This is a genomic window from Vibrio rarus, from assembly GCF_024347075.1.
Lineage (GTDB): Bacteria > Pseudomonadota > Gammaproteobacteria > Enterobacterales > Vibrionaceae > Vibrio > Vibrio rarus.
In genome coordinates this window covers 623546-647450 of the sequence record NZ_AP024901.1, presented here as the reverse complement: position 1 = coordinate 647450, position 23905 = coordinate 623546, and the positions used below count along the sequence as shown (strand labels likewise).

The following is a 23905-nucleotide window of genomic DNA, read 5'->3' as shown; positions in this document are numbered from 1 at the left end:
GCGTTTTATGGAGCGCTAGAGACCTCATCGAGCAAATACAAAATAGATTGGTAGGGCACGCCGCTGTGATGTGATAAACCAATTTCACAGGTTTTACTGTTACTAAAACCGCGACGGCATTGGTCAGGCACTTGCTCTTTAAGAGAGTGCACCGCCGCTCGGTTGAGCTCTGGGGTGGTAAAACCTTTATCCCCCGCCCAGCCACAGCATTGAATATGCTCAGGCACGATCACCTTTGAGGTGCAAGCATTGGCTAGAGTGCGTAGAGTGGGTTCTAGCCCCATACGTCGTGAACTGCAAGTGACATGCAACATGACCGGTTCATCTAAGGGCGTGATGGCTAAATGGTCGAGTAAGTATCGCTCGGCAAATCCAGCGGGTTCCAATATCTCTAGGGGCTGACTAAATTGCTCAATGCTGCGTTTTGCGCAAGGGCTGGTATCCATCAGTACAGGGTATTTTCCTTGTTCGCTGGCTTGCCACAATACCGCTTCTAGTTGACGGGCCTTGTTGGATGCAAGGTCGTTTATCCCTTTGCTGTCATACGGCATACCGCAACATTGTTCGTTTAATTGCTGGGGAATAATGACCTCAAAGCCGGCTTTATTGAGCAATGAAAGCGTGACCTCGGTTAAGGGTCTTTGGTCTGGCGCATCGTTTTGCTGGCCCATATTACGGCTGGCGCACGATGGCATGTACACCACTTTTTTATGGTCATTATGCGGGCTATTAAGCGCTTCAGTTTGTAGGTCAAAATGATTAGCTTGAGGGTACTCTTTTAACCAAATAGGAGTGCAATCTTTGCTGACAGAGCGTAGGCCATTGGCCACTTTAGCCACGGTTTTTTCACCGAGCACTTTTGCCGCTGACTGATTGATCTTTAATCCTGTTTTTGCCAGTTTACTGGTGCTGGCAAAGTGGTCAGCGGTCCATTTGGCGGTCCATTTAACAATCGGGGATAGCTGTTGATATTTGGCCGTGCGCAACTGCTTAATAAGATCACCGGTGTTAATGCCCACCGGGCAGCGCTCTGCGCAGAGACCGGTGGCGGCACAGGTGTCAACACCTTGATAGTTAAAGGTCTGTTCAAGCTCTGAGTATGACGCTGTTTCCCCAGCATTTTTCCTACGTTGCAATTCACGGTACAGCACAATGCGTTGTCGAGGAGACAAGGTTAAAGTTCTTGATGGACACACAGGCTCACAAAACCCACACTCAATACAGCGGTCGATAATGGCGTCTGCGGCAGGCATCGGTTTGAGATTTTCAAGGTGCGAATGCGGGTTGTGGTTAATAATAACTCCAGGGTTAAATAGCCCTTGCGGATCAAATAGGGTTTTGATCTGCTGCATTAAGGCGTAACCCTCTTGCCCCCACTCCAGTTCTACATACGGCGCCATATTGCGTCCCGTGCCGTGTTCTGCCTTTAATGACCCTTGATACTTAACCGCCACTAATTCGGCGACATCATCCATAAAGTGGCCGTATCGCTCAATTTCGGATGGTTTATCAAAGCCTTGGGTAAAGACAAAATGCAGGTTGCCTTCTAAGGCATGGCCGAAAATGATCGCCTCACTGTACAGGTACTTATCAAACAGTGCTTGCAGATCGCGAATGCCATTGGCTAAGTTTTCCACAGGGAAGGCCACGTCTTCAATAATGACGGTTGTGCCCACTTCACGTACCGCACCTACCGCAGGAAACATGCCTTTACGGATCCCCCATAGGGTGGCCACTGTAGTGCTGTCGCTAGTAAAGGGGACAGATTGAATAATGGTGTAATCGCAAAGGGTTTGCATCACAGTATCACACTGAGCATTTAACTCCTGTTGCGTGCTCCCATGAGATTCAATCAATAGAGCGGTGGCATCGTTATCCAATGTTTGGATAAAGGTGGGCATGCCAGCGTTATCTGCCACGGAGCGTAGCGCCCGTCCATCCATTAATTCTACTGCGGCAACGGGCAGTTTAGACAACTCGGTGACCGCCAGACTGGCTTCTTCTATGGTCGAAAATACCAACAGCGCAGAGGCTTTATGGGCGTGTTCAATAACGGTGTTATAGGTGATCTCAGCAATAAAGCCGAGCGTGCCTTCTGAGCCAATCATTAAATGTTGCAGCACATCAATGGGGTTTTGATAGTCTACTAAGGCATTTAACGCGTAGCCTGTGGTATTTTTTAAGCGGTATTTGTGCTTAATTTTGTTCGCTAGTTGCGGGTTATCTTTTACGCTATCACACAAGGCTTGTATCTCTTTAATCAGCTCTGGTTTGCGGGCGATAAATTCAGAAACGCTCTGTTTTGATCCCGTATCAAGGTAGGTGCCATCGCTTAATACGAGTTTCATGCTGGCAACGGTTTTGTACGAGTTATGCGCGGTTCCACAACACATTCCACTGGCATTATTGGCCGCGATACCACCTATTTTACAGGTATTGATAGACGCCGGATCAGGGCCGATTTTACGCTGGTAAGGCGCTAAGTATTTGTTGGCATCTGCGCCGATAACTCCCGGTTGAAGGACAATCTTGCGCCCTTCATCGAGTATTTCATGACCACGCCAATCGTCGGTTAAGGTAATTAATACGGAGTCAGATAATGCTTGGCCTGATAAACTGGTACCGGCGGCGCGAAAAGTGCAGTGCACAGCAAATTCGCCACAACAATGGATGGCAAAGATCACTTCATCAAGGTTTTTCAGTTGCAATACAATGTTTGGAATGAGTCGATAAAAACTGGCATCGGTACCATAAGCCAGTCGCTTTGCCTGTTGAGTAATGATGCGCTCGGCAGCAATTTTTTGCGCCAGCCGTGTTGCAAGTTGTTGATAAGTGCCGTCTGAGAGTGTCTGGGCCATGGAGTCGTCCTAGTTTTATATTACAGCGCTGAAAATGGTGCTTATTTACAGTGTGATCAGAGAGTCGCTATTGAGCTCTTGTATGGATTTGGCTCCGGTCAATGTCATGGCGACGCGCATCTCTTTTTGGTAGAGATCCAATAAGTTCTCCACCCCTTGCCCCCCTTGAGCAGCCAAAGCGTAAACAAATGAGCGTCCTAGTAAGGTGCAATCGGCCCCTAATGCCAGCATTCTGACCACATCAAGGCCGGTGCGAATGCCTGAATCGGCAAGGATTTTTATCTCTCCTTTAACGGCATCTGCGATACGAGGAAGGGCTTTTGCCGTGGATAACACCCCATCAAGTTGGCGCCCGCCATGGTTAGATACCACAATACCATCCGCGCCAAAGCGAACCGCATCTTTGGCATCTTCTTCATCTAAAATGCCTTTAATGACCATTGACCCTTGCCAACTGTCACGAATCCACTGCAGATCTTTCCAAGAAATAGAGGGATCAAAATTGTCACCTAGCCAACCGATATAATCTTCAAGTTTGGTGGGTTTACCACGATAAGTCGAAATGTTGCCCAGATCGTGAGGTTTACCTAACACGCCCACATCCCATGCCCAGCTTGGGTGGCACACAGATTGCGCCATGCGACGCAGATGAGCATTAGGTCCGCTCATGCCCGAATGCATATCTCGGTAACGGGCGCCGGGGACGGGCATATCAACGGTAAAGACTAAGGTGGTGACGCCAGCGGCTTTCGCCCGCTGTAACACATTGCGCATAAACCCGCGATCTTTCAACACATAAAGCTGAAACCACATAGGGCGCTCAATGGCAGGGGCCACTTCTTCAATAGGACAAACGGATACCGTGGATAGGGTAAATGGAATGCCTTTTTTCTCGGCCGCTTTGGCCGCTTGTACTTCACCACGACGGGCATACATACCCGTGAGCCCAACAGGAGCTAAGGCAATGGGCATGGCCAGTTTTTCGCCAAACAGTTCTGTCTCTAAACTGAGATCGGACATATTTCTTAGCACCCGTTGCCTAAGTGCCACCTCGGCAAGATCTTGGGTATTGTGCTTTAAGGTACGTTCATCATAGGAACCACCATCAATGTAGTGGAATAAGAAAGGAGGCAGCTTTTTTTTAGCTACAGCGCGGTAATCAGTGGAAGAGGAAATAATCATAATTGCTGTTCTCGTATCTTCGTGATTGAAATAAGGGTCAGAAGTTGCTGGCGCTTTGAGTATAGGGAACAAGATAAGGGCACATATGCGCCCTTATTTTTTGCCACAGTTAGGTCATTAACAGGTCGCTAAATTGCAATCCATAAATGATGAGCATGCCGATAATGCCCGTCATGATGAGGTAGTAGATGGTTGGAATAATGGTTTTGCGCAATACCGCCCCTTCACGACCTAACAGGCCAACCGTTGCCGATGCAGCCACCACGTTGTGAATGGCAATCATGTTACCTGCCGCTGCGCCTATGGCTTGTAGGGCTACCATAATGACAGTGGAGATATTCAGAGTTTGCGCCACTTCAAACTGGAACTGGCTAAACATCATGTTAGAGACGGTATTTGACCCTGCAATGAAGGCCCCTAGAGCACCAATGGTGGCACTGAGCATAGGGAAGGCGCCACCAACGAGAGCGGAGGCAAAGTTTGCGGTTGTCACCGGCATACTCGCTAGATCAGCCCCATTGATACCAGAGTTAATAAAGATGCGTACCATAGGAATGGTAAACAGCAACACAAAGCCAGCACCGATGAGGGTTTTACTCGACTCACCAAAGGCATTGCTAAGGGCTTTCATACCACCGGACTGCAAAAGTACAGCCAGCAAAGCCACAAAGACTAAGATGCCACCCGGTAAATAAAGCGGTTGGATAGATGTGCTGATACCCACTTCACCTAAAATATTGGCGAAGGAAAGACTCACGCTTTGTAGCATGCCTTTAAACTCTGGGCTAACACGGCTAGCAACAAGGATGACAGCAAGCATGACATAAGGGGCCCATGCTTTAGCCAAACTCATTGGCGTGCCGGTTGTTTTCTCTTTTAGATCAATCTTTAAAGAGCCTAACCATTCTGCTGGCCATTTATCTTCGCTATCAAAGTCCCACGGCTTTTTAGGCACTAAGAAACCTTTTTTGGCTGCTGTAACCACAATAGCCAAACCAATCATTCCACCAATTAATGACGGGAATTCAGGGCCAAGAAAGACACCAGTTAAAGCGTAAGGAAGAGTAAATGCAAGGCCGGCAAATACAGCGAAAGGCAGAATATCTAGCCCTTCTTTCCAACTGCGATTTTTGCCAAAGAAACGCGTTAGCATCACCGCCATTAATACCGGAATTAGGGTACCCACAATGGCGTGAATAATGGCCACACTTGAGGTGATTTGTTGTAGGTAAGCCTCCCATGTTGAGCCGTTTACCAGTAGCGACTCACTAATGTTGTGGGTATCTAATCCTCGGTTGACTCCGACAATAATGGGCGTCCCCACAGCGCCAAACGAAACTGGAGTGGACTGTATCATCATGCCCATTAGCACAGCGGCAAGGGCCGGGAAGCCAATGGCGACTAACAGTGGCGCGGCAATAGCTGCCGGCGTACCAAATCCAGAAGCCCCTTCAATGAATGAACCAAAACACCAAGCGATGATAATGGCTTGTATGCGACGGTCACAGGAGATATCAGTAAAGCCATTGCGTATAACTGTGATGGCTCCGGTGTGCTTGAGAGTGTTTAATAAGAAGATAGCACCAAAGACAATCCACAATACTGAGACAGTAATGCCTAAGCCTTGAAAGATAGAAGCGATCACGCGATTTGCTGACATATCCCAACAGAGCAGTGCAATGGCCACCGTTAGAGCAAATGCCACAGGCATGGCTTTTTTAGCTGGCCAATTGAGGCCAACTAACAATATTGCCGCAACGACAATGGGTGAGAAGGCCACTAAGGCCAGTAGGGTTTCACTCATGGGTTTCCTTCCTCGTACGTTTGCATGGCACGGACAACATTGACGTTACCTCCATGAAAGTATCTTGTGATGAATTTGTTAATCGAGCGTGAATTTAATCCTTTATTTTTTATTGATATAGAGAAATAATGAAAATGATTATTTCCAAAAATGATGTAATAACATGCGAGCAGACGATTTAATTCTATTTTCTCAGGTTATAGAATTGGGTAGCTTTAGTAAGGTAGCTGAAAAAAATAACCTTACAAATTCGGTAGTTAGCAAAAGAATTGCTCGATTAGAGCAAAATGCAGGGACACAACTACTGTATCGAACCACCCGCAAATTAAGCCTCACAGAAGCGGGTAAGATATTGTTAAATAAAGCGAAAAGTGTGACTCAAGCCACTGAGGAAGCCAAAAAAGCGGTGTCTGGGTTGGGACAGAATATTTCGGGGCACATTAAGATGTCGGTGCCGACGATTTCGGGTGAGCTCATTTTGGCGGATGCGGTCGCGGAGTTTTGCAATCAAAACCCCGGGTTATCGGTGGATATGTCCCTAGAAAATCGCTTTGTGGATTTGATTTCAGGGGGGTATGACGTGGTGATCCGTACCGGATACTTAGAAGATTCTAGCCTAATTGCACGGCATATCATTGATTCACAATGGGTGGTGTGCGCGTCGCCCAGCTATATTGCGCAAAACGGCAAACTGCATCATCCTCGTGAGTTGGTTAAGCACAACTGTTTGCAGTATGCCTATCAAACCACAGGAGCGAGTGAATGGCAGTTTAAGGGCGCTGATGGCAACTACCTAGTGAAAGTATCTGGAGGGTTTTCCACTAACAATGCCACGGCATTACGTCGCTCTGCGCTGGGTGGGCACGGGATCGCTTATGTGCCAAGGTGTTTGGTGTATGATGATTTTTTAAATGGCGATTTGATTGATATCTTTCCTGATTTGGTGGGGAAAAAATTAGGTATTTATGCGGTGTACCCTTTTACTCGCCAACCCCCTAATAAAGTAAAAAGGTTGATTGAGCATATTCGTCAGCGATACTTGGCACTAGGGCACTGTTTTTGATGAGATTCAGAGGATGGCTTTCATCGCCTTTGACGTCTAAAATGGCAGAGGTTACAGGACTTGCGCTTAATAAGCGTAAAGCGCAATCAATACAGTAGAGAGTGAAAATGGTACAACATAGGAGAGTGGCATGTCATTGAGTCTACAGTTGGCCCTTTTTCGCGATGTGGTGCAGCAAGGTTCGTTCACAAAGGCCGCCGCCTTGCACGATATGGACAACTCGGCGCTATCAAAACAGATCAAAAAGTTGGAAACGGATCTTGGGGTGCAGTTATTAAATCGCTCTACACGCTCTTTCTCTCTCACCTCTGCCGGTGAGGAAATTTTACAGCAAACGCATGTGCTTATGGACACCCTCACTCACATTCATAGCATTGCTGATTCCTATCACAGTGAGCCAAAAGGCACATTGCGTATTACCTCCCCCATCTTTTTTGGCCAACAGTACCTACAACCAGTAGTGACGCGATTTATGAAGCAATACCCTGATGTACAAGTGATTTTGTCCTTAGATGATAAACGGGTCGATATTATTGCAGACCAATTTGATCTGGCCTTTCGGGTGGGGAAACTAAAAGAGTCAAACCTCATTGCCAAGCAGATAGCTAAAACCAATTTTGCATTGGTAGCATCCGAGGATTTTGTAGAGCTGCACGGATTACCGACAACGCCTCAGCAACTATTGGCGCTGCCTGCGGTGGTGTACAGCAATGGCAGTGTGACCCTAGACCGAGTTCGTATTAGTGACACCGCTCATTCATCTAATATGGTGACGTTGAGAATGCAGGGCAATTATAAAGTGAGCGATGTACGCACTATGATGGGCGCAGTAAAAGATGGTTTGGGCTATGCGCTCATTGATCTATTTAACTTAGACCGACCCATCGCACAATCAAAATTGCTACCATTGCTGACCGATCACCGATTATCCACCATGGATACGGGGATTTATGCTATGTATCCGCATCGCAAAAAAACCTTACTCGCCAGTGAATTTATTCGATACGTGGAAGATCATATTGGTTCTCCCGCCATTTGGGAGAGCCACATTCCTCATTATTCCACCTTGTACCAGTAACGCTTAATCTACCAGTTCGATATCGAGGCTATCTAACAGGCTTAGGGCTTCGTAACGAGAGAATTTGGCCCCTGCTAAGCGGTTATTATTAAGATCAATAGCCATATTTGATGATTCGGTAAAGTTCACTTTCTCAAGGTTTGAGCGCATAAACAGGCTGTGAGTAAAATCGCAATAAGTAAGGGTAGATGAGGAAAAATCCCCCTCTCTAAAATCGGCGTCATGCAGTTTGCACTCCACCATAGTTAACTCTTGCAAGGTCAAACCAAACCATGAGCAATCATTTAAAATACACTGTTTAAATGTCAGTTCATTATCGGCGTGAAAACTGGGCCAGTGCGCGGTAGTCCAGTCGATGCCTACCAGTTTACTCTCACAAAATGTGACCTGATACCAACGACAGTTGGGAACTTTAATTAAGCTCAAATTACAACGAACAAAGCGACAATTAATAAACTGACAATGCTTAAACTGTGTTTCGGAAAAATCACAGTCAACAAACTCGCACTCTTCAAACTCAATATCATGAAAAATCTGAGCAATATCGGTCTGTTTGGCAAAATGTTCATCGTAATATTGCTGCTGGTTTTTCATAAACGTTCCTAGTGACAAATAAAGGATAACTTTACCCTGCAAACGCATCATTAGCGAGGGCTATTTCGCTGCATAAAAGACGGCAAAATGCTAATGAGTGACAGGGTTTAATTTCAGCGCAGCGTCAATGGGATAAGGCAAAAGTCTAATAAGTAAAGACTATCATGTTGGTAATCTTTACTTATTAGTCAAGGGGAGGGTGGGGCTTTATTATCGGCGCAAATTTTCCCACGAATCACAAGGTGTGCGCAATAACTTGTGATGTTAAAAAAGCCGTTAATGATGAAGCGTTTTATAATTGTTCTTTTTATGCCATTTATGGTGCAAGGTCACGATTTGCACTTTTCCCCTCATATTACCGTTGGCCCTATGTATGGTACAGGGATCAGTGGTTATGGTGGTCAACTAGGTATCACAAATGTGTTTGGTAACAATACGCTGTATGCAAGTGTTGAGCAGATTGAGTACCGATATTTTACAGATGAAGAGAGGTGGAATACCTATCGTATAGGTATCCAGCACCCTTTAAAGTATGAGCCTAGAGTACAGTTTCAATTTGAACTAGGAAGCATAGATTATACTGGCTCCCGAGACTTGGCTTGGGATCTTCAGTCTCGCAGTGGTCATGGTATATCTTCATCTACTGCTGTGGTGTTTAAATTTAATTCTTATTTTGCGGTCAGAGGCGGGATTTCGCTGAACTATGTAGATCATAAAAATACATTTTTGCCTTACTCGGTATTTGGCAATATAGACTTAGGCATAGTATTGAATACGAATTTTAATGGCCACTAAAATACTTAAAGTTGGTTTTTTAGCGTGTAATGATAGGGGGGTGGTAGATAGGCAGAGATAAAAACGCGAAACCGGTGCGGCGTCGCGTTGTCATTGTACAAACACTAGAGGCTATTTTTTGCCGTGTGCTTGTTTGTCTTCTTCCGTTAGTTCGCGAATTTTACGACTAATTTCACGGCGAGTTTTTGAAATTTCAGCGCTGGTAATGATATGGTCATCAACACGATCTTCGTAGTCAGCTTTCATGTTTTTCACAATCATAATGATTTCATCGTGACTCATATTGGGCTTGATGTAATCCATTAAGTTGTCTAAAAGGTCGGCACGTTTACGGTTATCGCGAACTTTCTTTTCGTGATCGAGGATTTCTCGTTTCAGTTTGTTTTTACGGCGTGCCAAATTTACAATTTCATATACGTTGTTCATTTTTTACCCTTAATGCCAATATTAACTAACGAAATTAAACCACAAGCGTTAGTAAACTTACAGTGTGAAGTTCACGCAGTGACCGTTGTAGTACTCTTTTCTTTCTTTAACCATTTTTTTCTTTTTTTAGTGACAAAACAAGAATGATTTCACAGACTTGTTATCCCATCCTAGACGATACTTACACAATCTTAGTAAACAATATTTAAAGATGGAATTTGAGAATGTTATTGCAACTATCTGCGCTCGAGGCACGCATTATTGGCTGTCTGATCGAAAAAGAAGTCACGACTCCGGATTATTACCCGCTGAGCTTGAATAGTTTAACGGCGGCTTGCAATCAAAGGAGCAATCGCGATCCTGTCATGGCGTTAACCGATGCACAGGTACTTGATGGTATTAATGGATTGATCGAACGCCGTTTAGTGAGTGACGATAGTGGCTTTAATAGCCGTACCGCAAAGTATCAACACCGCTTTTGTAATACAGAATTTGGTGATTTACAGTTTAGTGAACAAGACAAAGCCATAGTTTGTTCTATGCTGTTACGTGGGGCTCAGACTCCAGGCGAGTTGCGTACACGCACAACACGTTTAGCGCACTTTGCGGATGGAAAAGAAGTGGAAGCGACCTTAGAAAAATTGGCTGCTCAAGATTTTCCTATTGTGGTGAAATTGGCAAGAGAGCCAGGAAAGAGAGAGTCACGTTATCAGCACTTGTTTTGTGGTGAAGTGGACATGGCGGCATTAGCCAGTGAAGCGCCAGCAGTTGCTAGCTCTGTGCCAATGCGCGATAAAATTGTGGCATTAGAACAAGATGTGGCTACTTTGAAAGAGGAAGTGGCCGAGCTGAAAGCCTTGTTTGAACCTGCGCACTAAGTGATGAGCAAGGAAGAAGCCACTTGGTTTGTTTATTTAATTCGTACACGCCATAACGCATTATATTGTGGCGTAACGAATGATCTCCAGCGACGCTTTGCGCAGCATGTTAATGGCACAGGCGCTAAAGCATTGCGAGGAAAGGGGCCGTTGAGCCTAGTTTGGTCTATTAAGGTGGCGAATAAATCACAGGCATTAAAAGTCGAATATAGGATCAAACAGTTGAAGAAACCGCTCAAGGAAAGTTTGGTGTCTGGAGAAAATCCAAAATTGTTGGAGTCTATGCTATGCGAGTGATGTTAGCTGCTGCGTTATTGTCATTTTATGCGTCCGAATGTATGGCTACCACCACAGTTTTGCGCGAATACTGGGAGTATGAATCTTATCTCAACGAGCACCCTGAGCAAAAGAAGTTAACACAGGAGATGACGTTGCGCATCTCCAACCCGCCTATTAGCGCTAACATCATTCAAGATAGACCTATTGAAATAGATATTGTGTACCCAGGGTCGCAATTGTCTGATTATTGGTGGCGCAACATTAAAGCCTTGGAGCTAAGGCTAAAAGAGCTCAATATTGATTTTCGGTTGCGTAAATACTCATCCCGCCCCAACATTGACCACCGTCAAGAGGGAGAAAGCCTGAAAAAGGCGCTACAAAATGAACCTGATTATCTCATTTTTACCTTAGACTCTAGTCGGCACAAAAAATTTGCTGAAAGTGTCTTAAGTAGTAATAAAACCAAGTTAATTCTGATTAATATTACCACACCCATTAAGCAATGGGATGAACGTCAACCCTTGATGTATGTGGGGTTTGATCATGTAAAAGGGAGTATATTGCTTGCCCAAGAGTACATGCGCAACTACCCTGAGCAGGCCAATTTTGGGCTAATGTATTTCTCGCCGGGCTACATTAGTGAAGCGCGCGGTGATACCTTTGTAAAATACATCAAACATCAAGGGGATTATGCGGTGAAAACGGCCTATTTTACCCATGCGAACCGTGCTTCGGCCTATGAAGCTACCTTAGCGATGCTTGATCAGCAGCCCAATATAGACTTTATTTACGCTTGCTCTACGGATGTGGCGTTTGGCGTGAGCGATGCGTTGGCGGAGTTAGAACGAGAAGATGTGATGGTGAATGGCTGGGGGGGAGGGTCTGAAATAGAAGCCATTAAAAGTGGTGATCTCGACTTTACTATTGTGCGTATGACAGATGAAACCGGTTTGGCCATAGCCGAAGGGATTAAGCTGGATTTGCAAGGTCTACCCGTTCCGAAAGTATTCTCGGGCAAGTATCAAGTACTCACTAAAGACGATGATCCGCAAATTGCACGGGATCTAAAATTAAAAGCCTTTCGATATTCAAATAGGTAGGTATGAAGCTAGTGGCTAGGAAAAAATCTCTGACGGCCCAGATTATTCGCGTGTCTTGGATTTCTTGGTTTGTGGTGATTGTGGGTTTTGTGTTTTATAACTATCAGTTAGGAACAAAAACCTTTGAAACTGAGTTAGAGAGAAACTTCAATCAAACGGCGCGTATTGTTAAGCAGTTGATGGAAAATCGCCTGCAAACGATTCAAGTAACCCAAGATATTACTGCAAAATCGACCACTCTTATCGACCTTTTTGATGCTAAAAACTACCAAGCTATTGATAATTACATGCTTAAACTTGAGGAGTTTGACCCTAATGGTGCGTCGGATTTTCGGTTTATATATCGTTATGGCGATTTGGCTTGGGATGACGGCAGTGCCGCATTTTATGGTTTGACCCATGCGCAATTATTAGCTCTAGGAGAGAAGGTTGATTTTAATAATAGTTGGTACTTCTTAGGGCCTTCGGTAAAGCTGGGTAATAAGCATATTATGATCCGTCGTTCGCCATTTATTAACCCTAAAAGTGGTGAAGTTGTTGGGCATTACTACGTAGGTTTGGTGATGGATAACAACGTAAGTTTTTTACGGGATGTAGTGATCGATGCCGATGTCAGTGAAATTATGCTGGTGGAAGGGGGGGAGATCATTGCCTCTTCCTCACCGGTAATCAGCAAGAAACTGCAACAAAATGAACCCGTTAAGCTGGCCGATCAAACCTTTTTTTCCTCTGAAATGATGAGTCAGGTAGACGTGATGGTCGGAGGGGTAGTTAGCCCAATTCATGCCGTTTTCATTCAAAATACTAGCCGATTAGATACGCTTGAAGTGAGTTTTGCGGCCTCTTTGCTGTTTGCATTATTGGCGGTTACAGCATCCGCTATTGCCATCACTCGGTTTGTACAGCGCCGGGTAGAAAAAGAGCTTACCAGTGTAATGGTGTTGGCTGATAGCTTTGATAGCGTCAAAAAGCAGCTCAGTTTTAAAGGTTCGAATATTATCGAATTTGATCGCTTAGGTAATACCTTGTTGCAGAGTATTTTGCGAGAAAAACAAAAAGAAACCTCGTTTAAAAATTTGTTTAATTTTGCATTATTACCAACGGTGCTATTTAGCAATAATAAAAACATTTTAGAGCTTAACCCTGCCGCCATTGAGGCATTTGAAAATGACCGACACGCTGTTGCCTTGAAGACACATCTCGATCAGCATTTAGATTTTGTTTTACAAACGCAAAAGCATACCGAAGTAGATATCTCTTTAGGGGAGCAAATTTATCGCTGGAGTATTGTGCCTATTTTGGTGGAAGGTGCTGCTCCTACCTTAGTGGTACAAGGGCGAAATATTACCCAGTTTATTGAAGCCGAGCGTCAAAGTGAGCGTGCCCGTAAAGAAGCGGAGCAAACGGCGGCGACACGAGCGGAATTTTTAGCCAAAGTCAGCCATGAAATCCGTACACCGTTAAATGGCATCTTAGGTATGGCGCAATTATTGGCTCAGAATGTGCAGTTGGATGAACAAAAAGTTCAAGTACAGATATTGAATCAAAGCAGTGAACATCTACTGAATATGTTGAATGATATCTTAGATTTTTCACGTATTGACAGTGGTGGTTTGACGATTGAACAGTTGGATTTTCCTCTTAACCAAGTGATCAAAAAAATCGAAAGCTTTGCTCAACCTAGTTGCATGCAAAAAGGCTTGAAGTTCTCCCTAGTGCGCAACTTTGATGATTCGATTATTGTGCATAGTGATCAGCTCCGTTTAACGCAAATTTTGCTTAACTTACTCAGTAATGCCATTAAGTTTACTGCGCGCGGTGCGGTGAGTGTGGATGTGCAGTTGCGTAGTGGGCAAGCGGGACGACAAGAGCTGTATTTTTCGGTAAGAGATACGGGCATTGGTATTGCTGAGGATCGATTGGAGTCGGTCTTTTTAGCCTTTACTCAGGCAGATATTACGATTAGTCGAGAATACGGCGGTACGGGCTTAGGGCTAAGTATTGTGCAGAGTCTGGTATCTCATTTAGAAGGAGACATTACTGTTGAAAGCCAATTAGACAGTGGCAGTTGTTTCTCGGTGACGATGCCCATTAAGATCATCAATGAGGTGCCTATTGCTCATGATGATGGCCATCAGTGCTCCGTTAAGGGGGGGCAGATAGTGCCTGCTGCATGGTTTGAACCGCGAAAAATTCAAGTATTATTGGTTGAGGATAACAAAACCAATGCTTCAGTCATTCAAGCATTAGGAAAACGCCATGGATTGGTTTTTGATTGGGTGACGGATGGCTTACAAGCCATCGAAAAAGTGAAAACCAACACCTATGATGTGATATTTATGGATAACCAGATGCCGTTTATGGATGGTATTGAGGTGACACAGAAATTACGTGAGCATTGGGGAGTGACTACACCGATCATTGCTTGTACTGCGGACGGGTATCAGTCCACCGCGGACGCATTTATGTCGGCGGGGGCCAATGCGGTGTTAGTTAAGCCAATATTAGAAGATAATCTTTTACTTACGTTGCAACAGGTTTTGGAGTCAGCGCAATGCTAAATTATCAAGAGATTGATGTTCCGTTTCAGTACCGTCACTGTTGCTGGTTTTGTGGTGAACCCAGTAATGATGCGGTGGATTTTCCTAAGGTGAACAGCGCTTATTTGGCTCATGTGCCACTAACGTTACCCGCATGCAAAGAGTGTAAGGTGTTGAGTCAGTCTTGTGTGACGGATTCTATTTGGGATTTACAATTAGAAGTTAACCATGGGCTCATGAAACGCTATGCCAAACATTTAGGTATTGGAGTAAATTGGACCCAACAAGAGCTTGAGCAAACCTGCTTAGAGGGGACATCTTTTAAAGGTTTTACTGACAGCGCTTGGATGATGTATGAAATAGCCAAAGGGCGAGTGGATTTTTCTGGCTGGTCTCTGGCGATTAATGGCGTGCCATTGGACATCATAGACGAAAGTTGTGGTTTTGAGTTTGCAGGCTCTCGATTTATTGATTTTGAGGCTGCGGTGGCATTTTATCAGCGCTCAGAATCGTTGAATAAATATTTATTAGAAGGGCTGGTGGCAATTTTAGGGCAGTCGCAATTAGCATATGCGTTACGTATAGCGCGCCTGCACCCTTCCATCACAAAGCGTTCTGCGGATAGCGTATTATCGGAAATTGCTCAGCAACAGCAAGATACAAAAGCGATGATCAATGCTGAGGTAATTTTGACACCACTGACATCTGTGACATTAGACGATGTATTGCCGGTGACCATAGACAAGCAACAGGCGACGGCGGAAAGCATCCTGTGGGCAATGCACAGAGGCATACAAAATTTGGCCCAATTGCAACAATGTGAGGACGCCTTTTTTGAGCAATACGAACACCTAGGTGGTGTGGTGGCATTTCAACTTTATCATGGCTTGCAATTATACCTAGAGGCAAGGAGCAACCCTAATTGGTGTGAGTCTCACGACCCTAACCACCAATTATGGCCTAAATAAAATCGAGACACCCATGATAAATCATGGCTTAGCAGTGAGTTTAACTGGGACACCCACAATAAAAGTTTCTTTAAAATCCAGGCATCAAATGATTGATTGATTATTGAGACACCCATGATTACGAGCGTGCTAAGAGTTAGAGATTGTTAATCGAGACACATATACATATTGATAAAAATATCATGGGTGTCTCGATTAAAAGGATTTAATTTAGTCGCAAGGGGCTGATGAGCTGTTTTATTGTTAGATGTTTTGTTTAGGGATCTTGAGTAAAAACAATATCGGGATGATGAGAACAAACATCATTGTGATAAACGAGAAAGTATGCACAAAAGCAATGATTTCAGATTGCTTCTGTACTTGCTCTTGTAAGATAGTTTGTGTGGTAGGATCGTTTAAGTTTAACCCTGTATCACTCAGCCATTGTTGAAGATTGGGATTGTATGGGTTAATCGATTGGCTTAACGAATTCCATTGCTCTTGTGAGCTTCTAAACTGATAGGTTGTAGCAATAGAGATACCGAATGAGCTGCCAATTGTTCTAAACAAGTTAAAGATACTTGCACCTGCTACACCTTGATCTGGTTTTAGTGTTGTGTAGGCAATAGAGGATAGGCTAGAAAAAACTAACCCCATGCCACATCCTTGAATGAGGCTTGGTATGATCAGCCAATAAAAGTCTATATTTTCTGAATATTGGGACATAGTAATGCCTGCAATACCGCACAAAATTGCACCGGATGCGACCATTCCTTGTAGGCGATTATTGTTCATAAACTTGGCTGTCGCAATAAGAGTGATTGCTGCAGCAATCCCCCTTGGTGCCATTAATAGCCCTGTAGTATCAACAGGATAGTTAAGAACGCCTTCTAACATCATTGGTAATTGTGCAGTTAAACCAAATAAAGCACTGGCAAAAATAGCCATCATTAAAGAGCCTAATGCTAGATTTCTATTACTGAGCATCCAAATAGGTGCAACAGGGCTTCGCGTTTTGAAACTACGATGAACAAAGAAGGCAATACCAACAAATGCCATTACCATACTGATCTGTATGACTCTAGATTCAAACCAGTCAAGTTGGTTACCTTGGTCTAAAACCATTTGTAGCATACCAATACCAACGGCCATGGAAATCATGGTGGGCCAATCGATGACTGCGGTGCGTTTATTTGATGCCTTAACAAACAGATAGATCATGGTTAGGCAGAATAAACCCACAGGGACATTCACGTAGAAAACCCAACGCCAATCCATGTTTTGAGTTATTAAACCACCTAATGTTGGGCCTAAAATAGGACCGAGCAGAATACCAATACTAAAGATAGACATCGCTTTGCCACGTTCATTAGCAGGAAAAACCGAAATAAGTAATGATTGAGATAATGGAATAACTACAGCGCCAAACATCCCTTGAATAATGCGAAATAACACCATAGTTTCAATGGATTGAGCTTGACCGCATAAAATAGATGCGATCATAAAGCCTGTTACAGCAGTCAGTAATAAACGGCGCTCACCAAGTTTGCTGGAGAAAAAGCTGGTTAATGGAATAAAAATGGCTTCTGCCATGGTATAGGCAGTTAACACCCAAGTGATAGTATCTGATGTCGCGCCAAGCGCCCCTTGCATTTGAGGAAGTGCGACATTGGCAATGGTCATATCGAGTAAAACCATGATTGCAGAAGTCATCACTGCAATCACAATCATAGTACGCTTGAAAGGTGTGATGTTTTCCACGACTATTCTCCAGCCGTTGTATCCACAGTTACTTGAGTACTAGAACCAATTCTTAATATTGGTGTAGAAGATAAATCATCGGTAATGATAATTTTAACTGGGAAACGTTGGCCTACCTTCACCCAGTTGCCAGTGGCATTTTCTGGTGGAAGTAATGAAAAACTAGTACCACTGGCTGGAGATATTTTATCCAACTTACCGTGCCATACTTGGTCTGGATACATATCTATTTTAATTTCAACAGGTTGCCCTTCAGATAGGCGTGGCATTTGTGATTCTTTGAAGTTAGCTTGAACCCATTGGCTATATTGTTTTACCACTGGAAATAGGGGTTGCCCTGTGGAGACAAAAGTACCTAAATGTATTTTTACGTCGCCGACATAACCATCAAAAGGTGAACTAATTTCTGTATAGCTAAGTTCGAGCTCTGCCTTTGCAAGATGAGCTGCAGCTTGCTGTACAGCTGCAGAGGCAACACCTTTTCCCCCCTGCGTATCAATGGCTTGTTGTAATCCAGCTTGGGCGGCATGAAGGTGCGCTTGAGCATCAGCAAGACGAGTACGGTCAGTATCACCTTGTTGGATAGGGACTAAGTGTTTCGCGACTAATACTTGCGTTCTTTTATATGTTTTTTGTGCATTAAGTAGATTTGCTTTCGCTTCATTGAGTTGAGCTATGGCCGCGTTAACCCCAGATTCTTGAGATTTATTTTGCTGAAGTGCTGCTTGATAAGCAGCCTGAGCTTCTTTTACCGCGATAGTATAAGGTTGAGAATCCACAGAAATCAGGTGATCACCCATATGCACAAACTGAAAGTCATCAACTGAAATTTTTGTAATACGCCCTTGTACAAGAGGAGTTACAGAAACAGTTTTACCGTGAACATAAGCATTTTCAGTTGATGGGTGAAGGTCACTGTAGTGCCAGTAATATGCAATACCACCAGCAAAGGCTAAAAGGATGATAGCGGTAATGTACCCTTTAATGTATTTCTTCATGACCAACCTAGTTTGACGTCAAATAATGATGATAATTCAAGGGGCTAGACTATAAGCTCTAATATGGGCATTGAATATGCGAAAAATTGCACACTTACTTTTAATTTCTGAATTCTAATTCAGTCGATATTATATTGACTACAAACGTAATTAATGTGCATCCGCCCCCTAAATCATAGATAATAGCGCTCAATTTTCCACCACCCTCCAATCATAAATCTGAAAACATAAGTTGCAACATAAGTTGCCACCCATTCTAATTCAATAAGATAGCATTGTATTTTTAGGTAATCGTATAGCAGGTACGCTTAGGTTCTCGATATATCATGAAAAAGAGTGAATTACAGTGTGACGGGCGTAGCGATATCGTTGATAACAAAAAAAGGTGATTTATCGCATGCAGGAACTCACCCAAAGTAAAATTGGGGGGATTTTTGGGGCTTATAAATTAATTAATGGCTCAATTAACTGGTTTTCAAGTATCGGCAACAATTTGCAAAATGCCGTCGCCGTTTTTCTAAATGCTCACAGTAAGATGTCAGTTCTTCAAGTGTCCCAACAGGGCCATGGAACAAGTGGCCAAATTGAGTGATAAGTGTCATCCAGTTATCGGGGGCAATATTCATTTTTACTAGTAAATCCTGACTACCAGTACTGATAGCGCCACGCTTATCATCCCGAATTAACCGCCCTGTTTCATCAATGAGTTGTAAGTAGTCACTTAGCGGAAAAGCCACGCCCTTAGGTTGATTGTGCTGTTCATTTTCTATAAAAGGCAGTAAACGTTTAGGTTGCTCTCCTCTTAAAGCACCCCGAATGCGAAGTTGAATGCTGGTATGCTCTGACTGCTCAAGTGTTTTGGCCATTTTGGCTCTAATTGGATTTAAATCTACGTAAGCCATGCAGGTAATGAGCGCGGCTTCATCGAGCAAGGCTTGAGATTTAAATCGTCCTTCCCAAAATCGGCCAGAGCAGTTGTCCTCTTGGTTGGCCCGGCGTGCGATGGGCTCATTGAGACAACGCATAAACCAGCTGATATCACAAAGACGACTTCGATAAGTAGCAATCCTATGCTGCAATATTGCGGTATCTGCAGGGGGCAGTAAATGCCCTTTAACAAAGCGATGAGTGAGTTCATCGCCTTTAAATATTTGATGCCATTGCTCAAGTACTTCTCTGTCACTCCAGCCGTTGGCGGCCTCAATATCAACGTGTAACACCACATGTAAGTGATTGGACATAATAGCAAAAGCGGCAACATCGATGGCAAATACTGATGTGAGTTTTAGTAATAATGATTCAACCCAACCACGTCTATGGTCGTAATTTTTCCCGGAGTAAGTATCGTCGCCACAAAGGTACGCGCGCCTGACAACGCGACTGCAGCAATGATAATAAGGCGTATCTTCAAGACTAATTTGAGTTTTTCGCGGGCGAGGCATTAGGTTACTCCTGCATTCAAATCGTGCATTTAGTTTAGTCGATTATGCAAAACATGCACTGTCGTGTAGGTGGGTGGCATAATTTAATTACAGTTTGATTTAGTTATACATAAATAAGAATTAACAATGGGTGGCATGATTAAATACGATTAAATAAGCTTTACTAGCTGGTAGAGTGTGGCGAGGGCTGAGGTAGTCATATAAATACAAACCGGCCCGGATCATCCAAGCAGGGCGAAGGTGAGGGCGATGTGGCAGGCGAAAGCGCATGGGTTTGATAATATGCGGAGCCTTTTTTAGTAGCACTTCTCTTTCTGCTAAAGCTTCAGACACTAGTCTAAATTGGTAGTGTTCTAAATAGCGTAAACCGCCATGAAGTAATTTAGAACTGGCCGATGAAGTCGCGCTAGCAAAATCTTCGGCTTCAAATAGCGCGCAAGAGAGTCCACGACAAACGGCATCCGCAGCAATACCGACACCATTAATGCCACCGCCTACGACAATAATGTCGAGTACATCTTGGGGAAGAGGATCGATATGTTGTGAGTCCATGGGCAATGTATCCTATATATCTTCTCATACCGGTGTCTGAACCGTTCGCAGTCAGCAATACCAATCGTACTAAATATCGGGTCATTCTAGATTGTAAAAATACTCGATAACTGCGCTACAATTTTTGATTGTAGAATAACGACTTATGGAAAAGTTCTGCTTTGTTTTTGAGCATTTTTTTGATCACTTACTTGGTATAATTTAACAGCCTAGTGAGTGTTAACACTTGATAACCGCGCGAAATTTTTGCTTGTGAACGGTATTGCAACGACGGTTATTCGCTCTAATAAAGAGTTTAAGACATTATTTACGATAAATCGGTAGGGTTAACAGGATTTTAGTGTCGTTTGTGAAGGGGGTAATCAGGCAGTGCATTTTCGCAAATGGCGCCCAAAAAAGGTGAGGGTCAAACTTTGTTGCTATGCCGAGTTGCTATCGCTATTACAACAAGGCATTTTACAGCAAGGCCTTGCAATTATCCGCCGTATTTTAGCGTTGGGAACTAAAAGCTGACATAGCAAGAGGAAAGCTGAGACAAGGTAGAATAATGACTCATCCCACCTTGTTTTTAAGAGAATTCCTCGCACTGTTTCTGTTTACGAGTTTGCCGCTATTTCTGGCCGTTTATATACGCTTTAAAACGGGCTTTGGTAGCATCATCGGCTTTGTTGTACCAAAACATCAGCATCTCTTCTTCGGTGGTAGCGGTACTTGCACCCGAGGTCGGAGCCTTAGTCTCTGCGCCTGTTGGTGAAACGGGTATTACAGCCACCTCTGTGCCCGAGGTTTGTGCAGCAGCAACCGCAGCATAGGCAATACTATTGGCCGTAGCGACAGCTGCAACACTGCCAGAAGCATTAAATTCAACCATTTCCGCTGCATAGTCACGACCAATTTGCATGCCGTTGTGCATCAATTTATCTTGAGCTATTTCAAGCTGATTTCCAGATTTATCAATTAACTGCCACTGAGGGTTTTTGTTAAATTGACGAGCCTCTCTGGTGTTACGATATCGAGGAAACTGAAATTTAAGCTGTTGATCATCCGCTGCAAATTTCGCCACAATGACATCAGAGGTCACTTTTTCTACTTTTTGCCCTTGCTTAAACATAGGCTGGTAACGAAATACGATTTGGTTTTCGCCATCGGGTAATATAGCGGTAGAAGTGGATGAGAAAAAACCACCTTCAATGATAGGTTTTGCACCATTGACGAGTAATAAGTCTACATGCTCAGGCAGGTCAATTTTAATGTCTGCAAATGCAGGAGCAGTAAATGAAAGTGCTAGTCCAGTTAGCAATATTTTCTTATACATTGATCATCTCTAATAGTTATAGGCTCAAGACCTGTTTGATTTTGAAAACGTCTGACTGAGTGTTTCAATTTTAGGTAACATTCTGTGTATCAAATGCAGTTGTTGCAAGATCATCTGTGCAGATGTGCCATCACTCTCACGCCATTGGGATAATTTTTGTTGAATATGATTGCTATCAAACACTTTTGCATCAAAGGTTTCATCGCGCAGCACTTTTTCAATAGCCACTAGCTTAACATGGATCTCCTGATAAGCATCAATCACTAATTTATGAGTGGTGGCGTCATTTAGTTGGGTGCGATGTGCCCCTAGCGCTGATACATAACTGAGCAAAGCATGGCTTAGCGTTAAAAAACGAAAGCTTTCGTTCACCGCCAGTTGATACTTGCCCGGCTCTGCCAACATATTACTAATTGCGGCACTCAGGTTTGCATCATGACGATGGGCGGCACGGCGGGCAATTCGATAAGTTAAGTCGTCCGCTTTGCCTACTCGATATTGAGCAATCGTCTGCCCTAAATAGTCATTATTGGCTTGAATGGCACTGGCCATCAGGGAGGGTATTTTCTTGGATTGCCAGTCGGGTAAAATGAAATACACCGCAGCCACAGCCAGCACGCTGCCGATCAGGGTATCAATCAAACGTGGCACAATGACCGCATATCCGGCCCCAAGTTGAGAGAATAGAAACAGCACTAGCACGGTAATAATTGCCGTGGCATAGGCATAATTTTGTAGGCGGAAAGCAAAAAACAGGACGCTAGTTACCACTATAACCAATAACTGACCTTCTACTTCTGGGATCATGGTAAGCAAAATAACCCCAATAATTAAGCCGGCGAATGTGCCACTGATCCGGTGAAAAAGCTTTTGCTTGGTGGAGCTAAAGTTAGGCTGACAAACAAATAAAGTGGTCAGCAAAATCCAAAATCCATGTTCAATAGAAAACGCTTGAATGATGAGGTAGCCCAACGTCAGCGCCGTTGCCAAGCGAGCCCCGTGACGAAATAGCAAGCAAGAGGGGGATAGATTATCGCGCACTCTTTGCCACATCTGTTTGGCCGTGTGCGCTGCTTTGTCGTCCAATACACTATCTATGGAAGGCACGTCTGGGTTGTTGATGTTATTTAATAAGCGATCAACAGTGCATAAGTTATTAAATAGATACTGTAATTGAGCTAACGATTGTTGCCATTGAGGATTGTTTTGCTGTTGCAAATGACTCATTGCACCTTGCAGTTCATCTAAAGCAATCACCGAGTCTTGGCTACGGATATAGGGTTGATTTAGGCGTATGGAGCTTGCAATGCGTTGACACTCTTGAGCGTAGGTTTGCAGTAAATGCTTAAAGCGAAACAGCACATCAGAGCGCTCAAAATGCCCAGCTAGGTCTCGATAGCGATAATGGCTAGAACTTAACCGTTCATGGATGTCTTGAGCTAAAAAGTAGATGCGTAAAAAGCGGTCACTGGGCCCATCCACATGTCCCTTTTTGGAGCGCACCAACAAAGTATTGCGACACAACTCTAGGGCTTCTACCGTATTGGCATTGAGGCTCGCCTCCTTGATACGCATAGCTTGGGAGCGATTATCTATGGAGGGGTGAAAACGATTACTTTTAGCGTGTAAATAGTGGGAGAGTTGCTCAAAAGTTTGCGCCAAACTTAATTGCACCGGTTGCATGGGCCACAAGGTTTGCCATAGCAGGGAGAGCAAATAAAACCAGGCCGCTCCACTTAATAATAAAATAGGCTGCGTCCAAATGTCGGCGCTTTGTTCTGCGCCAAGCATAGTATAAATGGCAATCAGTAACGAACCGAAGGCAATGCTCGCGTAACGGGTACCCACAGCGCCAAGCATTATAAAAGCAAACGTTGAGCAAAATAAGCCAATGGCAAAAAGTGTCGGGTATGGGTATAAAATCTCAATAGAAAAGCTGGCAATGGCAAAGCAGATAAAGGTTAATGTCAGCGCTTTGAAGCGGCCCCATAAATTCTCATCGGTTTCGGCAAGGGCGGCGGCAATGACACCCAAAACCAGAGGCGTAATTGCGCTGTATTGTTTGAAGTACCAACAAGGGATCACCACGCCTAACATGGTAATGAGGATCAATAAGCTGTAATTGATGGTTTTACTCGCCCAAATATGGCGAAAAGAGACGAGTGTCTTTACTGTCATTTAGGCTAACCTTTTCTTATATAGGGATATTTTACACAGGCTTGAGTGGTTTTGCACTTAATTGCAGTATAGGTTTGTGTTTTTATCACCTTGTTAATGAATAAAAAATTAAAAT

At 43.9% G+C, this 23905-nt stretch carries 18 protein-coding genes and 1 pseudogene; 8 read left to right on the top strand and 11 right to left on the bottom strand.

Translation table 11 applies throughout. From position 1 onward, the window contains the following. Positions 1-5: 5 nt before the first annotated feature. The 3 genes from OCU56_RS15930 to OCU56_RS15920 form a co-directional block, all read right to left on the bottom strand. The gene (locus OCU56_RS15930) at positions 6-2858 is read right to left on the bottom strand and encodes an FAD-binding and (Fe-S)-binding domain-containing protein (RefSeq protein ID WP_261874923.1); all 2853 of its coding nucleotides are present in this window, start codon (positions 2856-2858) and stop codon (positions 6-8) included. Positions 2859-2903: 45 nt separating this feature from the next. After that, positions 2904-4040, bottom strand: a complete 1137-nt coding sequence (lldD, locus tag OCU56_RS15925; RefSeq protein WP_261874922.1) for an FMN-dependent L-lactate dehydrogenase LldD — start codon at positions 4038-4040, stop codon at positions 2904-2906. A gap of 109 nt (positions 4041-4149) precedes the next feature. Continuing rightward, entirely contained in the window at positions 4150-5844 is a 1695-nt protein-coding gene (locus OCU56_RS15920; RefSeq protein WP_261874921.1) for an L-lactate permease, read from the bottom strand. 163 nt (positions 5845-6007) lie between these two features. Here OCU56_RS15920 and OCU56_RS15915 point away from each other — a divergent pair, with 163 nt between their 5' ends. Further along, positions 6008-6907 (top strand): LysR family transcriptional regulator, encoded by a 900-nt coding sequence (locus OCU56_RS15915; RefSeq protein ID WP_261874920.1) that lies wholly within the window; start codon positions 6008-6010, stop codon positions 6905-6907. A 130-nt stretch (positions 6908-7037) separates the two neighbouring features. Continuing rightward, positions 7038-7985, top strand: coding sequence for a LysR family transcriptional regulator (locus OCU56_RS15910; RefSeq protein ID WP_261874919.1), 948 nt, complete (start codon positions 7038-7040; stop codon positions 7983-7985). Positions 7986-7988: 3 nt separating this feature from the next. Here OCU56_RS15910 and OCU56_RS15905 read toward each other — a convergent pair whose 3' ends face one another. After that, positions 7989-8579: a pentapeptide repeat-containing protein gene (locus OCU56_RS15905; protein ID WP_261874918.1), complete on the bottom strand. Its 591-nt coding sequence runs from the start codon at positions 8577-8579 to the stop codon at positions 7989-7991. 279 nt (positions 8580-8858) lie between these two features. Here OCU56_RS15905 and OCU56_RS15900 point away from each other — a divergent pair, with 279 nt between their 5' ends. Further along, entirely contained in the window at positions 8859-9374 is a 516-nt protein-coding gene (locus OCU56_RS15900; protein ID WP_261874917.1) for a hypothetical protein, read from the top strand. A gap of 111 nt (positions 9375-9485) precedes the next feature. Here the strand turns inward: OCU56_RS15900 and OCU56_RS15895 are convergent, their stop codons facing one another. Next, the gene (locus OCU56_RS15895) at positions 9486-9800 is read right to left on the bottom strand and encodes a DUF496 family protein (RefSeq protein WP_261874916.1); all 315 of its coding nucleotides are present in this window, start codon (positions 9798-9800) and stop codon (positions 9486-9488) included. Between the two features lie 224 nt (positions 9801-10024). On the opposite strand from OCU56_RS15895, the gene OCU56_RS15890 reads away from it, so the two are divergent. The 5 genes from OCU56_RS15890 to OCU56_RS15870 are packed head-to-tail and all read left to right on the top strand — an operon-like array spanning position 10025 to position 15565. Continuing rightward, positions 10025-10678 (top strand): YceH family protein, encoded by a 654-nt coding sequence (locus OCU56_RS15890; protein ID WP_261874915.1) that lies wholly within the window; start codon positions 10025-10027, stop codon positions 10676-10678. A gap of 3 nt (positions 10679-10681) precedes the next feature. Further along, positions 10682-10975, top strand: coding sequence for a GIY-YIG nuclease family protein (locus tag OCU56_RS15885; RefSeq protein ID WP_261874914.1), 294 nt, complete (start codon positions 10682-10684; stop codon positions 10973-10975). Continuing rightward, positions 10966-12057, top strand: coding sequence for a substrate-binding domain-containing protein (locus tag OCU56_RS15880; RefSeq protein WP_261874913.1), 1092 nt, complete (start codon positions 10966-10968; stop codon positions 12055-12057). Before OCU56_RS15885 ends, OCU56_RS15880 begins: the two co-directional genes overlap by 10 nt. A gap of 2 nt (positions 12058-12059) precedes the next feature. Further along, positions 12060-14618 carry a LuxQ periplasmic sensor domain-containing protein gene (locus OCU56_RS15875; RefSeq protein ID WP_261874912.1) on the top strand — a complete coding sequence of 853 codons (2559 nt, stop codon included), beginning with the start codon at positions 12060-12062 and terminating at the stop codon, positions 14616-14618. Beyond that, entirely contained in the window at positions 14612-15565 is a 954-nt protein-coding gene (locus tag OCU56_RS15870) for a hypothetical protein (protein WP_261874911.1), read from the top strand. The genes OCU56_RS15875 and OCU56_RS15870 overlap by 7 nt, the downstream gene beginning before the upstream one ends. A gap of 243 nt (positions 15566-15808) precedes the next feature. Here OCU56_RS15870 and OCU56_RS15865 read toward each other — a convergent pair whose 3' ends face one another. The 6 genes and pseudogenes from OCU56_RS15865 to yccS all read right to left on the bottom strand — a co-directional run bounded on the left by OCU56_RS15865 (position 15809) and on the right by yccS (position 23790). Then, complete coding sequence (locus OCU56_RS15865) at positions 15809-17275, bottom strand: DHA2 family efflux MFS transporter permease subunit (protein WP_261875587.1); 1467 nt, start codon at positions 17273-17275, stop codon at positions 15809-15811. Positions 17276-17307: 32 nt separating this feature from the next. Continuing rightward, complete coding sequence (locus OCU56_RS15860; RefSeq protein WP_261874910.1) at positions 17308-18303, bottom strand: HlyD family secretion protein; 996 nt, start codon at positions 18301-18303, stop codon at positions 17308-17310. Positions 18304-18767: 464 nt separating this feature from the next. Continuing rightward, a complete protein-coding gene (locus OCU56_RS15855) occupies positions 18768-19745 on the bottom strand; it encodes a transposase (protein ID WP_261874909.1) in 978 nt (325 codons plus the stop codon). A 162-nt stretch (positions 19746-19907) separates the two neighbouring features. Further along, positions 19908-20297, bottom strand: a pseudogene (locus OCU56_RS15850) (FAD-dependent oxidoreductase); the annotation flags it as partial. 610 nt (positions 20298-20907) lie between these two features. Continuing rightward, positions 20908-21612 carry a DUF2057 family protein gene (locus OCU56_RS15845; RefSeq protein WP_261874908.1) on the bottom strand — a complete coding sequence of 235 codons (705 nt, stop codon included), beginning with the start codon at positions 21610-21612 and terminating at the stop codon, positions 20908-20910. 24 nt (positions 21613-21636) lie between these two features. Then, on the bottom strand, positions 21637-23790 hold the full coding sequence (yccS, locus tag OCU56_RS15840; RefSeq protein WP_261874907.1) for a YccS family putative transporter: 2154 nt from the start codon (positions 23788-23790) through the stop codon (positions 21637-21639). Positions 23791-23905: the final 115 nt, after the last annotated feature.